The sequence below is a fragment of the Planktothrix sp. FACHB-1365 genome (assembly GCF_014697575.1).
Lineage (GTDB): Bacteria > Cyanobacteriota > Cyanobacteriia > Cyanobacteriales > Microcoleaceae > Planktothrix.
Genome location: NZ_JACJSC010000015.1, coordinates 21,091 through 36,817, shown reverse-complemented (window position 1 = coordinate 36,817; position 15,727 = coordinate 21,091). Strand labels below are relative to the sequence as shown.

The window sequence follows — 15,727 nt, the reverse complement described above, 5'->3', positions numbered from 1 at the left end:
TCCCTTAATAATTGATAATAACCTCAACAGTACACGCAGATTATACTGCACAGAGCAAAAATCCTCTTTAGCCTCTATAATTATAAGTTTGATAGAAAACCCCGATTTTAGGCTTCAGTATGACTACAGAACTCCAAACTGAAATTCAAGCGGAGGTTGAGCGACGTCGTAACTTTGCGATTATTTCTCACCCTGATGCTGGAAAAACGACCCTGACTGAAAAATTACTCCTCTACGGAGGTGCAATTCATGAAGCAGGTGCTGTTAAAGTACGGAAGGCTCAACGTCATGCAACATCAGACTGGATGGCAATGGAGCAACAACGGGGAATTTCGATTACCTCAACAGTTTTGCAGTTCGAGTATAACAATTGTCAGATTAATCTGCTAGATACACCCGGACACCAAGATTTTAGTGAAGATACCTATCGGACTTTAGCAGCCGCCGATAATGCGGTAATGTTAGAAGATGCCGCCAAGGGATTAGAACCGCAAACTCGCAAACTTTTTGAAGTTTGTAAAATGCGAAGTCTGCCAATTTTTACATTTATTAATAAAATGGATCGTCCGGGTCGAGAACCCTTAGAATTACTGGATGAAATTGAAAAAGAATTAGGGTTAAAAACCTATCCGGTTAATTGGCCGATTGGCATGGGCGATCGCTTTAAAGGGGTGTATGATCGACGTAAACAACAAATTCATTTATTTGAACGCAGTGCTCACGGAAGTCGAGAAGCGTTAGATACGGTTTTAGATTTAGGTGATCCCCGGATTGAGAACTACTTAGATCAGGATCTATATTATCAGTTGAAAGAAGAGTTAGAACTCTTGGAAGAAGTCGGGTCAGAATTGAATTTTGATGAAATTCATTCGGGTAAAATGACCCCGGTTTTCTTCGGAAGTGCCATGACGAATTTTGGGGTGAAATTATTCTTAGATTCCTTCTTAGATTATGCCTTAAAACCCGGTTCTCACCTCAGTACCTTGGGGGATATGCCACCGGAATATCCTGAGTTTACGGGTTTTGTATTTAAGCTGCAAGCGAATATGGATGCCAAGCATCGAGATCGCGTTGCTTTTGTGCGCGTTTGTACCGGAAAATTTGAAAAAGATATGACGGTTAATCATGCGCGCACGGGAAAAGTGATCCGTCTTTCTCGTCCCCAAAAATTATTTGCTCAAGAACGACAATCGATTGAAATTGCTTATCCGGGGGATGTGATTGGATTAAATAATCCAGGGGTTTTTGCCATTGGGGATACGATTTATATGGGCAAAAAATTAGAATATGAAGGAATTCCCTGTTTCAGCCCGGAATTATTTGCCTATTTAAAAAATCCGAATCCTTCTAAGTTTAAACAATTCCATAAAGGGGTTTCGGAATTGCGAGAAGAAGGGGCGGTACAAATTATGTTTTCCGCCGATGAATCGAAACGTGACCCGATTTTAGCCGCTGTAGGTCAACTGCAATTTGAAGTGGTTCAGTTTAGATTGCAAAATGAATATGGTGCTGAAACTTTATTAGATCCCTTACCTTATAGTGTGGCTCGTTGGGTAACAGGGGGTTGGGATGCGTTAAATCAAGTCGGACGGATTTTTAATGCAGCCGTAGTTAAAGATAGTTGGAATCGTCCAGTTTTACTGTTTAAAAATGACTGGAATTGTCGTCAAGCGGAAGGGGATCATCCTGAGTTAAAACTAAGTTCTATTGCTCCGGTTGTTTCCGTTCAAAATTCTTCATCTGGGGAGGAGGAATAAAGGTTAAATCAACAAGCGATAGGTATGGGTCATTACCTATCGCTCTTACGGGGATGTTAAGTTATAGGTCTCGATCTAGTTGTTGGTCTTGCCATGAAATGGGGTCTTCCAACGGTTCTAAGTGAGTGAAAACATAAGTTCCCGGCAACGAGCGCCCAATTGCCAGTTCAATCTGTTCACAAATATCATGTCCCTGCTGAACTGTCCAAGCACCTGGTACTAACACATGAAGGGAGACAAAACGACGGGAACCTGCTACCCGTGTTCTGAGGGCGTGGAACTGAACACCTTGAGCATCGTAACCCGCTAAAATATCTGTGATCAGGCGACGTTCTGCTACAGGCATTGCGGTGTCGAGCAGTCCCAAACCCGTCTCGTGTATTAACCTGAAACCCGCCCAAACGATATTAGCAGCAACGATAAAAGCAATAATCGGATCAAGAATCAACCATTGAGTAATGGGGACTAAAATTAATCCCAATACAACCCCTACGGAAGTCCAGACATCGGTAAGCAGGTGATGAGCATCCGCGCGCAATGTAATTGAACGTAATCGCTTACTCGCTCTCAACATCACCAAAGCTAATCCACCATTGATGGCAGCCGCGACCAGAGATAATCCGAGTCCAATTCCCAATTGCTCCAAGGGTTGAGGATGAAGCAAGCGTTGCCAAGCTGCGAAGGCAATACTACCTGCGGCGACTAGAATTAATGCACCTTCAACTCCACTGGAAAAATATTCGGCTTTGTAATGTCCGAAGGTATGTTTTTCATCGGGTGGTTTGGCTGCATAAGTAACAGCCCAGGTTGCAATAATAGCGGCGACTAAATTCACACAGGATTCTGCCGCATCCGATAATAAGCCAACAGAACCCGTGAGTAAGTAAGCTCCCGTTTTCAGGGCGATGGTTAGGAGTGCTGCTCCAATGGACAGAAACGTGTAGAAACGGGCAGATTTATTATTGTTCATAGTAAATTTTTCTGATATGACAGGCGAGTGCTCTCAATTGTTTACGGGATTTAGTCATGTTTGATGGCAGTCTTTGGAATTATATCCGGTCATTTTTCTTAATCTTGAAGCGATCGCTAATTGCTCATCGGGTTGCTTTATTAATTTTGTTGGTTGGAGTCTTTTTTCCGTTACAAATCTTTGGAGAATTAGCTGAGGAAGTTTGGGAAAACGAAGGGGGCTTTTCGTGGGATGTACCCACCCTTCTAGCGATTCACTCAACAGCAAACCCTCAACTCGATAGGTTCGCTTCAACCTTGACTAGGTTGGGTGTTTTTTGGGGAGTTTTTCCCGTTGCGACCGTTATTGTGTTAACGCTACTGTTTCACCGTCGCTGGCATCAATTAACCTATTTAGTAATTACTTTGCTCGGAAGTATTATTATCAATCGAACAACAAAAGTTCTGCTGCACCGAGTACGTCCTCACCTTTGGGAATCTCCGGCTCCCGAATTAGATTATGGCTTTCCCAGTGGTCATGCCATGTCAAGCATGACTCTCGTTGTGGCTCTAGTGGTGTTAACTTGGGGGAGTCGCTGGTGCTGGTTCGTTTTAGCCGTTGGAGGGGGATTTGTCTTGGCAATTGGCTGGACACGCTTATATTTAGGAGTTCATTATCCTAGCGATATTCTGGCAGGTTGGGCAGCTTCTATTGCATGGGCAATTGGAGTAAGATTGCTGCTCAAATTTCCCTCCCCTCGCAAAAATTCATCTTGAGCCAGGAATTTTATCGAAAATTTTGGGTTTTTCTAACGATCTGCTAAGAGCGAATACTGCATTAATGAGATTGTTAATACCCATCATGCCATACTCGCTCCTAGAAGGAGATACTTGATCTTTTTTTTGACACAAAACGAGGAAAAGTATAAATTTTTATTCCTTAAACATCGGGGTTAGATGGCGATTCACCAAATAAACTGTTATAGGTTAAAGCTGCGGCTATTCCCCCTAAAATAGGTGCGACCCAAAATAACCATAATTGTTGGATTGCCCAACCGCCAATAAACAATGCTGGGCCGGTGCTACGGGCTGGATTTACAGATACATTGGTGACGGGAATTCCGATTAAGTGAATTAAGGTTAATCCTAAACCAATAGCAATGGGGGCAAAGCCTTGAGGGGCGCGGCGATCGGTTGATCCCATAATTACCATCAAGAACATAAATGTCAACACAAATTCATGCAGTAGGGCTGAAAATAACCCGTAACCGCCGGGAGAATGGTCTCCATATCCATTGGTTGCAAAGGGGTTAGAACCACTCTTAAAGGCTGCTGCATCAAATCCCGCTTTGCCACTGACGATTAAATAAAGCACTAAAGAAGCGACAATTGCTCCTGCAACTTGAGATCCAATATAAAGTGCTAAATCTTTTCCGCCTGAAAAGCGTTTACCCGCCCATAATCCAAAGGAAACCGCAGGGTTGAGATGGCAACCGGAAATATGACCAATGGCATAGGCCATCGTTAAAACGGTTAACCCAAAGGCAAATGCAACCCCAGTAAATCCAATACCAAGCGGATTATTGACGTCTGGAAATTGAGCCGCAAAAACAGCAGATCCACATCCTCCAAAAACGAGCCAAAATGTTCCCATAAACTCGGCAAGACATCGCTTAGTGATCGGCATTATTAAACCTCTGAAAATACAACCTAGTCAAAAGATCTGTCTAAATGCAGATGACTTTCCCCTGAAAGCTACCATAAGATTGAAATATTTTGGTGCTATATGTAGCAAATTCAGAAAAAATTAATAAAACAATAAATAAAATTTAAAGAAAATATAAAAAAATTCTTATTTTTCAAAAAAGCGGTTATTATTATCCGTTTTATCTTTGAAGGAGTGCATAAGTCTAGCTTACACACCCCTAATAAAATTAGAGCTAAATTTTACCGAATCTCCTACGCTGGAACTTGAGTTTGCAGTTGGGCTTTTTGAGCTTTATATTCAGCTAACTGTTGTTCAATTTCTGTTTTGACAATTTGCCGATATTCTAAGAAATGCTCATTATGGGCGCATAAGGTTAAATAATGATCCCAAACGGCGGGATTATGTTTGATAATACTGAACAAATATTGCCAAAATTTCCACCGGGTTTTGCGTTTAAATCCTTGTCGCCAAATTACAGTGGCTAAGGCTTTTAAATCAATAAAACTTGGTATTTTACCCGGAGGATGACATTTAGGTGCGCCTAACTTTAAGAAACAGCGATAGGTGCGTTCTAAATACCGTTCAGGATCATAAAGTTGCCAAAAGGTTTCAATATATTCTTCAGCAATTTCTTCAACGGGACGAGTGGGAATAAAGTTAATTAAAGTGGTTTGGTTAATATCAAACTTTTTGGGATTAATTAACCGTCCTTCTTTTTCTAAACGAGTCCATAGCGCCGTATTCGGTAAGGCTTGTAACATACTAAATAAAGCCGCTGGAATCGCAGCTTGTTCCACAAAGTCAATAATTCGAGAACCCGCACCGGGTTTTTCGCCATCAAACCCTAGAATAAATCCCGCCATTGGTCGTAAACCAGCCCGGATAATTTTATCAACGGCTTCTAATAGGGGACTGCGGTTATTTTGATATTTTTTAGTCAGTTCTAAGCTACTGGTATCGGGGGTTTCAATCCCTAAAAATACCGCATCAAAATTACACTCCACCATCAAATCCATTAATTCTGCATCATCCGCTAAGTCTACGGAAGCTTCTGTATTAAACCGGAAGGGATATTGATGTTCGGCTTGCCAAATTTTTAAGGCTTTTAACAATAATTTGACATTGCGTTTATTGCCAATAAAATTATCATCCACCATGAACACCCCTCGTCGCCATCCCAGTTCATAGAGATAATCTAATTCTTTTAATAATTGTTCTGGGGTTTTGGTGCGGGGTTTACGGCCATAAAGCACAATAATGTCACAAAATTCACATTGAAACGGACATCCCCGTGAAAACTGTACCGACATGGAATCATAAGCATCCAATTCTAATAAGTCGTAACGGGGAATAGGCGTTAAGGTGACACTGGGTTTTTCTGGGGTACGAAATACCCCGGATGTTTCCCCCCGTTCAATCGCTTCAACAAACATCGGAAGGGTGATTTCCCCTTCATCTAAAATCAAAAAATCTGCTCCGGCGGTTTCAATTTCATGGGGAACAGACGTGGGGTAGGGGCCACCAACAGCCACTAATTTTCCTCGTCTTTTCGCTTCTTGAATTTGGGCGATAAAATCGGATTTCTGCACAATCATTCCTGAAAGAATGACTAATTCTGCCCAATCCCAATCGGCTTCACTCACAGAGGTAATATTGCGATCAACCAGTTTAAATTCCCAACTTTGGGGCAAAATTGCCGCCACTGTAATTAATCCTAAAGGCGGTAATAAGACTTTGCGATTCACTAATTCCAGGATTTTTTCATAGGACCAAAAAGTAGGAGGAAATTCGGGATAAATTAATAATGTTTTCATGGAAAAAAGGGTAATTGTGAGCTAAAATGTTAACGTAGAATCTCAATTTGTTAAATTCTCCCTGAAAAATCCTCCTTGGGTAGCCGAGTTAGCCTGTCCGCGCTATCATAACAAAGGTTAACATTTCATCAAATCATACAGGGTTATCACCACTATGGCCGTTAAAGTCGGAGATATGGCTCCTGATTTCACCTTAACTTCGCAAACGGGCGAATCAGTTAGTCTTAAGGACTTCCAAGGAAAAAAATCCGTTGTCCTCTACTTTTATCCCAAAGATGATACTCCGGGCTGTACGGCTGAAGCCTGTGGCTTTCGAGATAGCTATCAAGTCTTTAAAGATGCGGGTGCAGAAGTGATTGGGATTAGTTCGGACAGCACCCAATCCCATCAACAGTTTGTCAAAAAATACAATCTTCCGTTTATTTTGTTAAGTGATACTGGCAATAAAGTTCGTCAACTCTATGGTGTTCCAGCCGCACTGTGGATTCTCCCCGGCCGTGTGACCTACATTATTGATAAAGACGGTGTGGTGCGACATCTGTTTGATTCGATGCTAGAGTTTCAGCGTCACGTTGAGGAAGCCTTAACGACTCTCAAGACTATTGCGGTTTCTTAGCCTAAATCCCAATCCGAGTGATCGGTTCTCGTCGATGAATATAGACTATCAAAATACCCTGACGCACTTGAGGCAAGAATTCTCTCGAACTTTGCCCCAATTTGTCCAGCTTTTACCTCAGTTGATGCTGGCTGTGGGGGTCGGCTATTTATTCAACGGGTTGCACGTTCCTGTGGGATGGCTGATTGGCCCAATGGTGGCGGGCATTCTTTATGCCGTGTTTCGAGGAAAACCCCAGCCCCTACCCCCAATCTTTTTTATCGTGGGTCAAGCGATTGTTGCGATCGCAACGGCTACAGGGTTTTCCTGGCATACCCTAGGCTTAATGAAAACTTACGCTTTTCCCCTGATGATCTGTATTCTGATTACTGGGGGAATGAGTGTCTTAAATGGCTATTTATTAGGACGTTGGGGTAATCTTGATCGGGCGACGGGGTTCCTCAGTTGTGTTCCTGGGGCGAGTTACAGTTTAATTGCTATGAGTGAGGCAATGGGGGCCGATGCGATCGCCGTTGCCCTGTTACAATATCTACGAATTTTATTAGTTGCTGTTATTGTTCCTACCCTCGTCGGTTACTGGTTTGCAGGGGATACGACTATCCCTTCTGTGCTCTCGATTCCCCTTCAAACTTTACCTTCTTTACCTCCGGTTTTCAACCTAGCAATTCTGGGCGGTTGTGGTGTGTTAGGAATTCTATTAGGGGAAAAATTTCATTTACCGTCATCCTTATTTTTTGGGCCGTTTATCGTTAGTTTAATTGTCTTTTGGACAATCCCCCACTCGATTAAAATGCCCTCCTTACTATTTACCGTTGGGCTATTGTTTGTGGGGTTTTCTATCGGGTTAAAGTTTGACTGGAACAATGCTAAAACTCTTTGGAAAGCGGTTTTAATTGAAATCGTTTTAGTCCTAATATTAATTTTATTTTGTTTGGGCGCGGGTTATATCTTCCATGAAATTACCCAAGTCGATACCATGACGGCTATATTAGGTTCCACACCGGGAGGAATTACAGCTATGATTGCAACCGTAATTCAACTGGGGGGAGACTCTGGAATTGTATTAGCGATGCAAATGACCCGAATGTTATTGATCTTATTAATTAGTCCTTGGTTTGGAAATCTATTAATTAAAAATTCAAAGCTTATCTAACGTCACTCCCTGGAAAAAACCGGGTTTTGGGTTTTTTATGTTAAGTTTATCTAATAGTTTTCTAAAAATAGTTTTATTTTTTAAAATATTGTCAGGGAATCCTGATATTTTATTAAAAATATTTCTCAAAAAGTTGACGAGATGATCGGGGTTCTGGTATAGTGTGAAAAACACCCCCCAAGGGTTTATTGTGTCTATTGCCCAAAACTAAGTCCGAAACCCTGATTATTTCGTAAAATCTTTTGAGTTTCGCTGCCAATTGCTACCCTGCGATGCGCGAATTTTGGACAAAAATGATTGCCTGAGAAACAGGGGGATTGACAAAAAGCAAAATTTGTGCATTGAGGAACAAGGCATGGGCTTTTTCCCAAAAACCCGGTTTCCACCTCGAACAGTTCACTCTTATTAAAAACCGTTATAATTTTACCCTAAACTCAATATATTGTGTCTGAACTGCTACAACAAACAGAATCCTATTTAAAACAAAAGATTTACCCCCAGGCTAATCAAATAGATGAATGTTCAAAAGCCCTGAATCAAGCCTTTAAGGAATTAGGAGAATTAGGAGTTTTAGGATTAAGAATTCCCCAGGGTTGGGGAGGGCGACAAATCGACGCAGAAACCTTTTTTAAATTTCAAGAATTAATCGCCCGTTATTCAGGTGCCTTAGCCTTTTTGCAAACTCAACATCAAAGTGTTGCTGGGATGTTAATTCAAAGCTCTAATACTCAATTACAAGCAGATTATTTACCCCGAATGAGTCATGGAATTGCTAAAATTGGAGTCGGTTTTTCCCACTTAAGACGATTAGGAAATCCCTCAATTATTGCTATTCCTGTAACGGGGGGATATCAACTTAATGGCTTTGTTCCTTGGATAACAGGATGGGGAATTTTTGAAGAATTTGTAGTTGCTGCAATATTACCTGATGGTCAATCTGTTTGGGGGTTAGTCCCCTTTTGCGAACAAAAAATAGGAGAAAGTACGATAGCATTAAGTCCTCCCCTGTCCCTTTGCGGCATGACTTCCACTAATACCGTAACAGCAACCTTTACCCAATGGTTTTTACCAGCAGAAAAAGTCGTTTCTATTCATCCCGTTGGCTGGATACAAGACAATGATAAAACTAAAGTTTTACACGCTAGTTTTTTAGCGTTAGGCTGTGCGAGAGCAGGGTTAGAGATTGTAGAAATAGCCTTTCAAAAAACAGGGTTTTCCTTTATTCAAGATGCCTTTAATTCCTTAAATCAAGAACTCAATCAATGTCGCTCTAAAATATTTTTGGCTCAAAATCATCCTCAAACTCTGAATACTTCAGAAAAATATAAACTCCGCGCCTGGGCGATAGAATTAGCCGTGCGTTGCGCCCATGCTGCGATAACAGTTTCCAGTGGTGCGGCAAATTTAAACAGCAATTCTGCCCAAAGAATTTATCGAGAAGCGTTAGTTTTTACGGTATCCGGTCAAACAACAGAATTAATGAAAGCCACCTTAGAAAAAATCAAGAATTGTAAGGTTTTATAATCTTTGTTGTAACTTAAATGGTTAGTCCACTTACCATTATGGTAGATTGCTATGATAGAATATCTCTAAAATCATTAATCTATTGATTAATTGAGAGCTATGTCACCACCCCAAGAAACACTCCTAAATGGGATAATATTACCGCCCACGCAAGATGAACTACCTTGTGACGATGGAGTCCCGATGGAAACTCAACGCCATAAACTGCAAATGGATTTACTGATTGATCAGTTAATTCCTTGGTTAGAACAACGAGAAGATGGTTATGTTGGGGGAAATATGTTCCTCTATTTTAGTTTAGCCCAAGTGCGGAACCAAGACTTCAAAGGCCCCGATTTTTTTGCTGTATTAGGAGTTCCCAAAAAAGAACGAAAAAGTTGGGTGGTTTGGGAAGAAGGAAAAGCCCCTGATGTGATTATTGAATTATTATCAGACAGTACCGCCCAACGAGATAAAACCGACAAAAAACTCATCTATCAAAATCAAGTTCGGGTTCCTGAATATTTCTGGTATGATCCCTTTAATCCTGATGATTGGGCAGGATTTACCTTAATTAATGGCAGTTATGAACCGATTTTTCCTGATCAATTTAATCGATTAGTCAGTCAACAATTAGGCTTATCATTAGTGCGATGGTCAGGAAGTTATAAAACCGTTGAAACGATCTGGTTAAGATGGGCAACTTCAGAGGGTGAAATTCTACCCACCGTTGATGAATTATCTGCACAAAAAGCCGAAGAAGCTCAACGCCAAGCCGAAGAAGCTCAACACCAAGCCGAAGAAGCTCAACGCCAAACCGAAGAAGCTCAACGCCAAACCGAAGAAGCTCAACGTCAAGCCGAAGAAGCTCAACGCCAAACCGAAGAAGCTCAACGCCAAACCGAAGAAGCTCAACGCCAAACCGAAGAAGCTCAACGTCAAGCCGAAGAAGCTCAACGCCAAACCGAAGAAGCTCAACAGCGTTCCCAAGAGTTAGAAGCGTTGCTCAACCGTTACCGTCAACAGTTCGGCGAATTACCCGAATCTAGTTCTGATCAATTTTGAGAACAAACAGGGTATTCTCAAAATAGGTGCTATTCAAGCCAACTAATCAAGAATCTGAGGAAGGTATTAGCCATGAATCCCGTTGAGAAGGAATCCTTAGAAAGGCAATATGGGGCAGATCGTATGCGCCGAATGGAACGCTCTAAGCAGGTACAAAAAGTCATTATGATCTTATCAATGCTTGCTTTTTTTGGTTCTACCATATTTGGATTAGGAAAAGTGTTTAAAGGGGTATTTGAACCTGAACCCCAAACGACTCAACCCACAGAAGAACAATCTGCAACCGCTTTATTACAGAAGCAAGAAAAAGGTTATGAAACGGTATTAAAACGGGAACCCAATAACCCAACAGCTTTGGAAGGTTTAGTAAAGGTTAGACTAGAACAAAATAACATTCAAGGAGCAATTGAACCCTTAAATAATTTAATAAAATTATATCCTGATCGACAAGATTATCAACAGTTATTAACTCAATTAAAACAGGGAAATCAAAAATAACTCCAGTTCAGCCAGTCAAGTGCAGGAACCGGTGACGCATATTGAAATTGAGTTAGAACGTTTAGGACAGTTGGAATTAACAATCGCTCAAGTCCATAATGAAATTCAACGAAATTCAGAAAGAACACCCATTTTTTATGAAAGTCTAGCCTTAATGACAGCTTGATAAAATTCTTCTAAAGCCGTCACACAAACTTGATCATCAAACAGAAGATGTTGGCGTTCACTCATCTGTTGAGAAATTGTTTCACGTCCTATACAATCTAACCCTAATTTGACCGCAATTTCAAGATATTCTGCTTCATTTTTGGCAATAGTTTCTGTTAAACCTATCATTTTTAGAAAACTATCCGCATGACGTCCGCGCATAAATTCCCCAGGACAAGTGACAATAGGTAAATAACAAGCGATCGCTTCTAAAGAGGTATTTCCTCCCGACCAAGTAAAGGTATCTAAAAACACATCCGAAAGTTGGTTTAACATTAAATAATCAAAGCGTTCGTCAACTTTTCGATGTAAACAATAATCCTGATAATTTAAGCCATAGTTAGAAAAAGCTTGATTTAAGCGATCATTGAGTAATGTTCCTCGGAAAAATAAAAACTTAGCGTTCGGAACTTTGAGTGCTATTTCAGGTAAAATATAATCATATTGGGGAAGATATTTAAAGGGAGCTTGACAACATAAATAAATCACCGCATCTTCGGGTAAATCATAATCTGATCGAGTTTTAACTAACGGTGGAATATCTTGAGGTTTTGGATAAGCAACCCCAATATTGGGTAATAAAATTAAGGTTTCTGAATAATGTTCCTGTGCGTTTTCCGGTTCCATTAATTGACTTGATAGGAAATAATCAATGGTTGGGAGTCCTGATGTGACGGGATGACCCCAAGCGGTGCATTGAATGGGTGCTAAACGTAAAGCGGCGAGTTCCATTGTTGGGGGGTTCATCCCAATTTCGGGATAAACTAAAATATGCAGTTGATCCTTAGTAATTTGTTCAGCAACCGCTTCAAAATTGTTAGGAATATGATAAAATTGATGGCTATATTGTCTAAATTGTTCTGTAACGGGATCAGGAGAATTCCCGGTATAATAAGCGTAAATTTCAAACTGATTCCGGCTAGCATAGCGTAACCAACCAATTAACCACAGTGAACCACTATAACAATGCAAATAACTCGAAACATATCCCACTCGAATTTTATCCTTAACTGTTGGTAGGGTTAGCGGTTGAACCCACTGAGGATATTTTAAGCACATAATTTGATGCAGAAAATTGCCATAAATTTTTTGTTCTTCAATCACATTTCTCGCTTGATACCCTAAATAAAAATTCGTAAATCGTCCCATTCCTAAAAAGGCTTGATCTACTGTCTCCGAATCAGTTAGATCTGTAGTAGCAATTAAATTTTGTAATCCTTGATTAAACCGATCTCGATAATTGTTGATTTCCTCAATAGAGTGGTACAACATCGGTACTATGAGATATTTAAGCAGGGTAAAGGTATAATCTTTGGGTAAGCATTCTGAGGCGATTTCCGCTTTTTTAACAGCTTCTTCTGTTCTTCCTTGATAAAGAAGGTTCGTAATTAATGTAAAGTGAAGGGGAGCAAAATCAGGATATATTTTTGTTCCAATTTTCAAGATATCTATGGCATCATTCGGTTGGTTGAGTTGCCAGTAACAGTGATTGAGTTTGTCATAAAGATCAACATCTCCTGCTTGCAAATTGAGGATTTTTTGATATTCTGCGATCGCTGCTTCATAATTGCCTAATTGGTACAAGCGATCGCCAAAACTACGATAATAAGGAATTGGATTTTTTTCAATTTCATCCGTTAGAGCTAAGTTATGCAGAATATCAGGCTGATCTGGAATAATCGTTAAACCTTTTTGATAGGTTGCTTTAGCGAATTGAAATTGATTTTGCAATAAAAATAAATTGCCTAAATTCAGGTAACTACAAAAATGATTAGGGTTAATCTCTATGGCTTGACGATAAACCGTTTCTGCTTCTGCAAATTGTCCTTGTTGCATTAAGAGATTTCCTAAGTTATTATAGGCATCAAGATAATCAGGTTTTAATGCGATTGTTTTTTGGTAAGCTGCGATCGCTTGTTCAAATTGATTCAATTTTTCAAAGCATTGACCTAATTGATAATATCCGTCAAACCTATGAGGAGTAAGTGCTATTAGCTGGTAACTAGCGTGCAGAGATGCTTGATAATTTTCGCTTTGATAATATAACTTTCCTAAATTCATCCACGCTTCCCCATGATCTGGATTCAAATCAATAAATTCTTGATATTTTTTTTCAGCTTCATTAAACCTGTAGTTTTGATGGAAATCGACAGCTTCTTGATAAATTGTATTTAATAATTTCTCTAATTGATGTAACTGAGAAATTCTTTGAATGACTTGAGGTTGGCGACGGTTGAGGAACATCGCTGTTTCATAGTTAAAAGTTCTGTTTATATCTCGACTGATAATAAAAATCCCATCTTCAAACCGGAGCGGTTCATCAGTCTGAGGTAATAGTTCTAGTTCAACTTGACATTCAGGTGTTGCTGCGATAAAATCCCATATAGCTTGTTGAACACTGTCATGATTTGCATCATTAACAATAATTAATGCTTGATGAGATAAAAAAGGATTAATCAATAATAAGCTATTCAAAACAGAACGATAATCAGTTTTCCAATCATAGAAACAAACGCCGATTTTATTCTCAAATTCAACTTCTCTCAGTTCTAATAAAAATTCTTCTGGTTGTTGATCACATAAAAATACTTGATTACTAAAATTTAAAGCCTCTAAAATTTCAACCCTAGATTCATAACTTTGGGATTCATCTTTTTCATAGAAGGAATCGACCACATAAGCTATAGAGTCAGGATTATTCAATAATGCACCCATTAAATGACTAACAGAATTCACCCCGATTTGGCAATAAATTTCCTGATTTTCTAAATTGTGAACTGCTAAGTTTAACAATAGAGGGAGATGAATATTGTTTTGACGGTCTCTGAGTTTTAAAATAGACTGTAGTTCAGGAAATAAGAGTGACCAGTTATTAACTAAATCATGAGATTCTTCTATTGAGGAATAAAGCTCTAAAAAGTTGATAATTTTCATTATTTATTGTCGGGTCAAGATATAGGTTGACGATTTAACTATGAAAAAATAAATAAATTATACTTGATATCTATTTTAACAGATTAATTCCGTTAAGTCATCAGCTATTCAAATATTATACAGGCGATTAAAACCCTGACTAGCCTAAACCATAATATCTTACAAAAATTTAATCCAGCAAAAATGATCATTTTCTCAAACCCGCAGGGTATACTAAATAAAATCACAATCTCCTAGAAGGCTCCGAGTCTATGAATTTTTTGGTTCTGTTTAACTGGGCATCACCAGAGACTGAGCTTGTGTTAGAATTGAAAACAATAATCAAAGCATTTCTCGACCATCCTGACAGAAGCAATTTATCTGTTTTTATCGACTATGATCAGTTTCCTAGTCAAGAAGCCGACCTGTATGTATCAGGTGTAATGATGAACTTAATCCTAGAGGAAAATGAAGAATTAGAAGCACCACTTAATATTAGTTTAATTAGTTCCCAAAAATTTGATGACTGGTTCAATTGTATTTTAAAAATTAATTATAAAATATTAGGTCATAATGTCAATAAAAGTCAACTCAATGAATGGTCAGAAATTATTCCGATTGTCACCTTAGAGCAAGTAACTGATTTAGACAAGTATCAAGTTCTATCTACAGTTAATGAACAACAAAAAAACTTTAAATTACAACTAGCCCAACAATGTTTTAATGCCAAAAAATTTGTCGAATCTGCTCAATTAGGAAGACAGCTATTGTCAGATTATCCTGACTTAGTAGAAAAAGGGTATTCAATTCCCGTAGTTCACAGTTTAATCTTATCTTTAAATTGGTATGAAGTTGCTGCTAATCTTCCCCCAGGAATTAATTATTTTCTGACATCAGGATGGTTGAATTCACTATATCAAAGAAAACCTGTAACTCCAGATAATCAACCCCTTCCCTGGTATACCTATCCAGCAATTGAATTTTTAGAAGATAAAGTTAAGCCTGATTTTAAAGTCTTTGAATTTGGAGCAGGTAACTCAACCTTATGGTGGTCACAACGAGTTTCAGAAGTCATTTCTATTGAAAATGATGCCAATTGGTTTGAAGAAATTAAGGCTAAAATGCCTAATAATGTTCAACTGTTTTTACGAGAAGATGAACAAGAATATGCAGAAATGATTTCTTCATTTCCATCGGATTACTTTGATGTTATTATTATTGATGGGGCTAATCGAAATCAATGTTTAGAACTCAGTTTAAATCAGATTAAACAAACAGGTTTAATTATCTTTGATAATACCGATAATTACAATTATGACTCCTCCGTTCAAAAATTAGCAAATGAAGGTTATAAACGTCTGGATTTCTGGGGGATGATTTCTAGCTACATCTATAAAAATTGCACCTCTTTGTTTTTTAAGAAATTTGATATTTTAGAAAGCCAGGGGGTTCCCAGTCAGAAACAATCTATTTTAGGAAAAGGATGTTTTCAAGTCATGAATCCCAAACCTTCCCCTACTCAAGACAATTAAATGATAATAGTGA

Annotated in this window: 13 protein-coding genes; 9 read left to right on the top strand and 4 right to left on the bottom strand. The window is 39.1% G+C overall.

Annotated elements, in window-relative coordinates; all coding sequences use genetic code 11:
* The first annotated feature begins 119 nt into the window (after nucleotides 1-119).
* Nucleotides 120-1,757: a peptide chain release factor 3 gene (locus H6G57_RS16655; protein WP_190520470.1), complete on the top strand. Its 1,638-nt coding sequence runs from the start codon at nucleotides 120-122 to the stop codon at nucleotides 1,755-1,757.
* A gap of 61 nt (nucleotides 1,758-1,818) precedes the next feature.
* Here H6G57_RS16655 and H6G57_RS16650 read toward each other — a convergent pair whose 3' ends face one another.
* The gene (locus H6G57_RS16650; protein ID WP_190520467.1) at nucleotides 1,819-2,727 is read right to left on the bottom strand and encodes a cation diffusion facilitator family transporter; all 909 of its coding nucleotides are present in this window, start codon (nucleotides 2,725-2,727) and stop codon (nucleotides 1,819-1,821) included.
* Between the two features lie 56 nt (nucleotides 2,728-2,783).
* On the opposite strand from H6G57_RS16650, the gene H6G57_RS16645 reads away from it, so the two are divergent.
* Nucleotides 2,784-3,482 carry a phosphatase PAP2 family protein gene (locus H6G57_RS16645; RefSeq protein WP_190520465.1) on the top strand — a complete coding sequence of 233 codons (699 nt, stop codon included), beginning with the start codon at nucleotides 2,784-2,786 and terminating at the stop codon, nucleotides 3,480-3,482.
* 163 nt (nucleotides 3,483-3,645) lie between these two features.
* Here the strand turns inward: H6G57_RS16645 and aqpZ are convergent, their stop codons facing one another.
* Together aqpZ and H6G57_RS16635 are read right to left on the bottom strand one after the other, a co-directional pair.
* Nucleotides 3,646-4,392, bottom strand: coding sequence for an aquaporin Z (gene aqpZ, locus H6G57_RS16640; protein ID WP_190520462.1), 747 nt, complete (start codon nucleotides 4,390-4,392; stop codon nucleotides 3,646-3,648).
* Between the two features lie 272 nt (nucleotides 4,393-4,664).
* Nucleotides 4,665-6,227, bottom strand: coding sequence for a B12-binding domain-containing radical SAM protein (locus H6G57_RS16635; protein WP_190520460.1), 1,563 nt, complete (start codon nucleotides 6,225-6,227; stop codon nucleotides 4,665-4,667).
* Between the two features lie 154 nt (nucleotides 6,228-6,381).
* Between H6G57_RS16635 and H6G57_RS16630 the strand changes: the two genes are divergently transcribed.
* The 6 genes from H6G57_RS16630 (at nucleotide 6,382) to H6G57_RS29425 (ending at nucleotide 11,228) form a co-directional block, all read left to right on the top strand.
* Nucleotides 6,382-6,843 carry a peroxiredoxin gene (locus H6G57_RS16630; protein ID WP_190520458.1) on the top strand — a complete coding sequence of 154 codons (462 nt, stop codon included), beginning with the start codon at nucleotides 6,382-6,384 and terminating at the stop codon, nucleotides 6,841-6,843.
* Between the two features lie 34 nt (nucleotides 6,844-6,877).
* Nucleotides 6,878-7,996, top strand: coding sequence for an AbrB family transcriptional regulator (locus H6G57_RS16625; protein ID WP_190520457.1), 1,119 nt, complete (start codon nucleotides 6,878-6,880; stop codon nucleotides 7,994-7,996).
* A 444-nt stretch (nucleotides 7,997-8,440) separates the two neighbouring features.
* Entirely contained in the window at nucleotides 8,441-9,520 is a 1,080-nt protein-coding gene (locus H6G57_RS16620) for an acyl-CoA dehydrogenase family protein (protein WP_190520455.1), read from the top strand.
* A gap of 99 nt (nucleotides 9,521-9,619) precedes the next feature.
* Nucleotides 9,620-10,564: a Uma2 family endonuclease gene (locus H6G57_RS16615; RefSeq protein WP_190520453.1), complete on the top strand. Its 945-nt coding sequence runs from the start codon at nucleotides 9,620-9,622 to the stop codon at nucleotides 10,562-10,564.
* A 72-nt stretch (nucleotides 10,565-10,636) separates the two neighbouring features.
* A complete protein-coding gene (locus H6G57_RS16610; RefSeq protein WP_190520451.1) occupies nucleotides 10,637-11,062 on the top strand; it encodes a M48 family metallopeptidase in 426 nt (141 codons plus the stop codon).
* A 31-nt stretch (nucleotides 11,063-11,093) separates the two neighbouring features.
* Nucleotides 11,094-11,228 (top strand): hypothetical protein, encoded by a 135-nt coding sequence (locus H6G57_RS29425; RefSeq protein ID WP_255528374.1) that lies wholly within the window; start codon nucleotides 11,094-11,096, stop codon nucleotides 11,226-11,228.
* Here H6G57_RS29425 and H6G57_RS16605 read toward each other — a convergent pair.
* Nucleotides 11,198-14,203 carry a tetratricopeptide repeat protein gene (locus tag H6G57_RS16605; protein ID WP_190520448.1) on the bottom strand — a complete coding sequence of 1,002 codons (3,006 nt, stop codon included), beginning with the start codon at nucleotides 14,201-14,203 and terminating at the stop codon, nucleotides 11,198-11,200. The genes H6G57_RS29425 and H6G57_RS16605 overlap by 31 nt on opposite strands.
* Nucleotides 14,204-14,502: 299 nt before the next feature.
* Between H6G57_RS16605 and H6G57_RS16600 the strand changes: the two genes are divergently transcribed.
* A complete protein-coding gene (locus H6G57_RS16600; protein ID WP_242048998.1) occupies nucleotides 14,503-15,714 on the top strand; it encodes a class I SAM-dependent methyltransferase in 1,212 nt (403 codons plus the stop codon).
* Nucleotides 15,715-15,727 lie beyond the last annotated feature (13 nt).

What these genes read in the sequence shown, in the direction of transcription:
- H6G57_RS16655 (WP_190520470.1), top strand. Translation starts at nt 120, where the DNA reads ATGACTACAGAACTCCAAACTGAAATTCAAGCGGAGGTTGAGCGACGT.
- H6G57_RS16650 (WP_190520467.1), bottom strand. Translation starts at nt 2,727, where the DNA reads ATGAACAATAATAAATCTGCCCGTTTCTACACGTTTCTGTCCATTGGA.
- H6G57_RS16645 (WP_190520465.1), top strand. Translation starts at nt 2,784, where the DNA reads ATGTTTGATGGCAGTCTTTGGAATTATATCCGGTCATTTTTCTTAATC.
- aqpZ (WP_190520462.1), bottom strand. Translation starts at nt 4,392, where the DNA reads ATGCCGATCACTAAGCGATGTCTTGCCGAGTTTATGGGAACATTTTGG.
- H6G57_RS16635 (WP_190520460.1), bottom strand. Translation starts at nt 6,227, where the DNA reads ATGAAAACATTATTAATTTATCCCGAATTTCCTCCTACTTTTTGGTCC.
- H6G57_RS16630 (WP_190520458.1), top strand. Translation starts at nt 6,382, where the DNA reads ATGGCCGTTAAAGTCGGAGATATGGCTCCTGATTTCACCTTAACTTCG.
- H6G57_RS16625 (WP_190520457.1), top strand. Translation starts at nt 6,878, where the DNA reads ATGAATATAGACTATCAAAATACCCTGACGCACTTGAGGCAAGAATTC.
- H6G57_RS16615 (WP_190520453.1), top strand. Translation starts at nt 9,620, where the DNA reads ATGTCACCACCCCAAGAAACACTCCTAAATGGGATAATATTACCGCCC.
- H6G57_RS16610 (WP_190520451.1), top strand. Translation starts at nt 10,637, where the DNA reads ATGAATCCCGTTGAGAAGGAATCCTTAGAAAGGCAATATGGGGCAGAT.
- H6G57_RS16605 (WP_190520448.1), bottom strand. Translation starts at nt 14,203, where the DNA reads ATGAAAATTATCAACTTTTTAGAGCTTTATTCCTCAATAGAAGAATCT.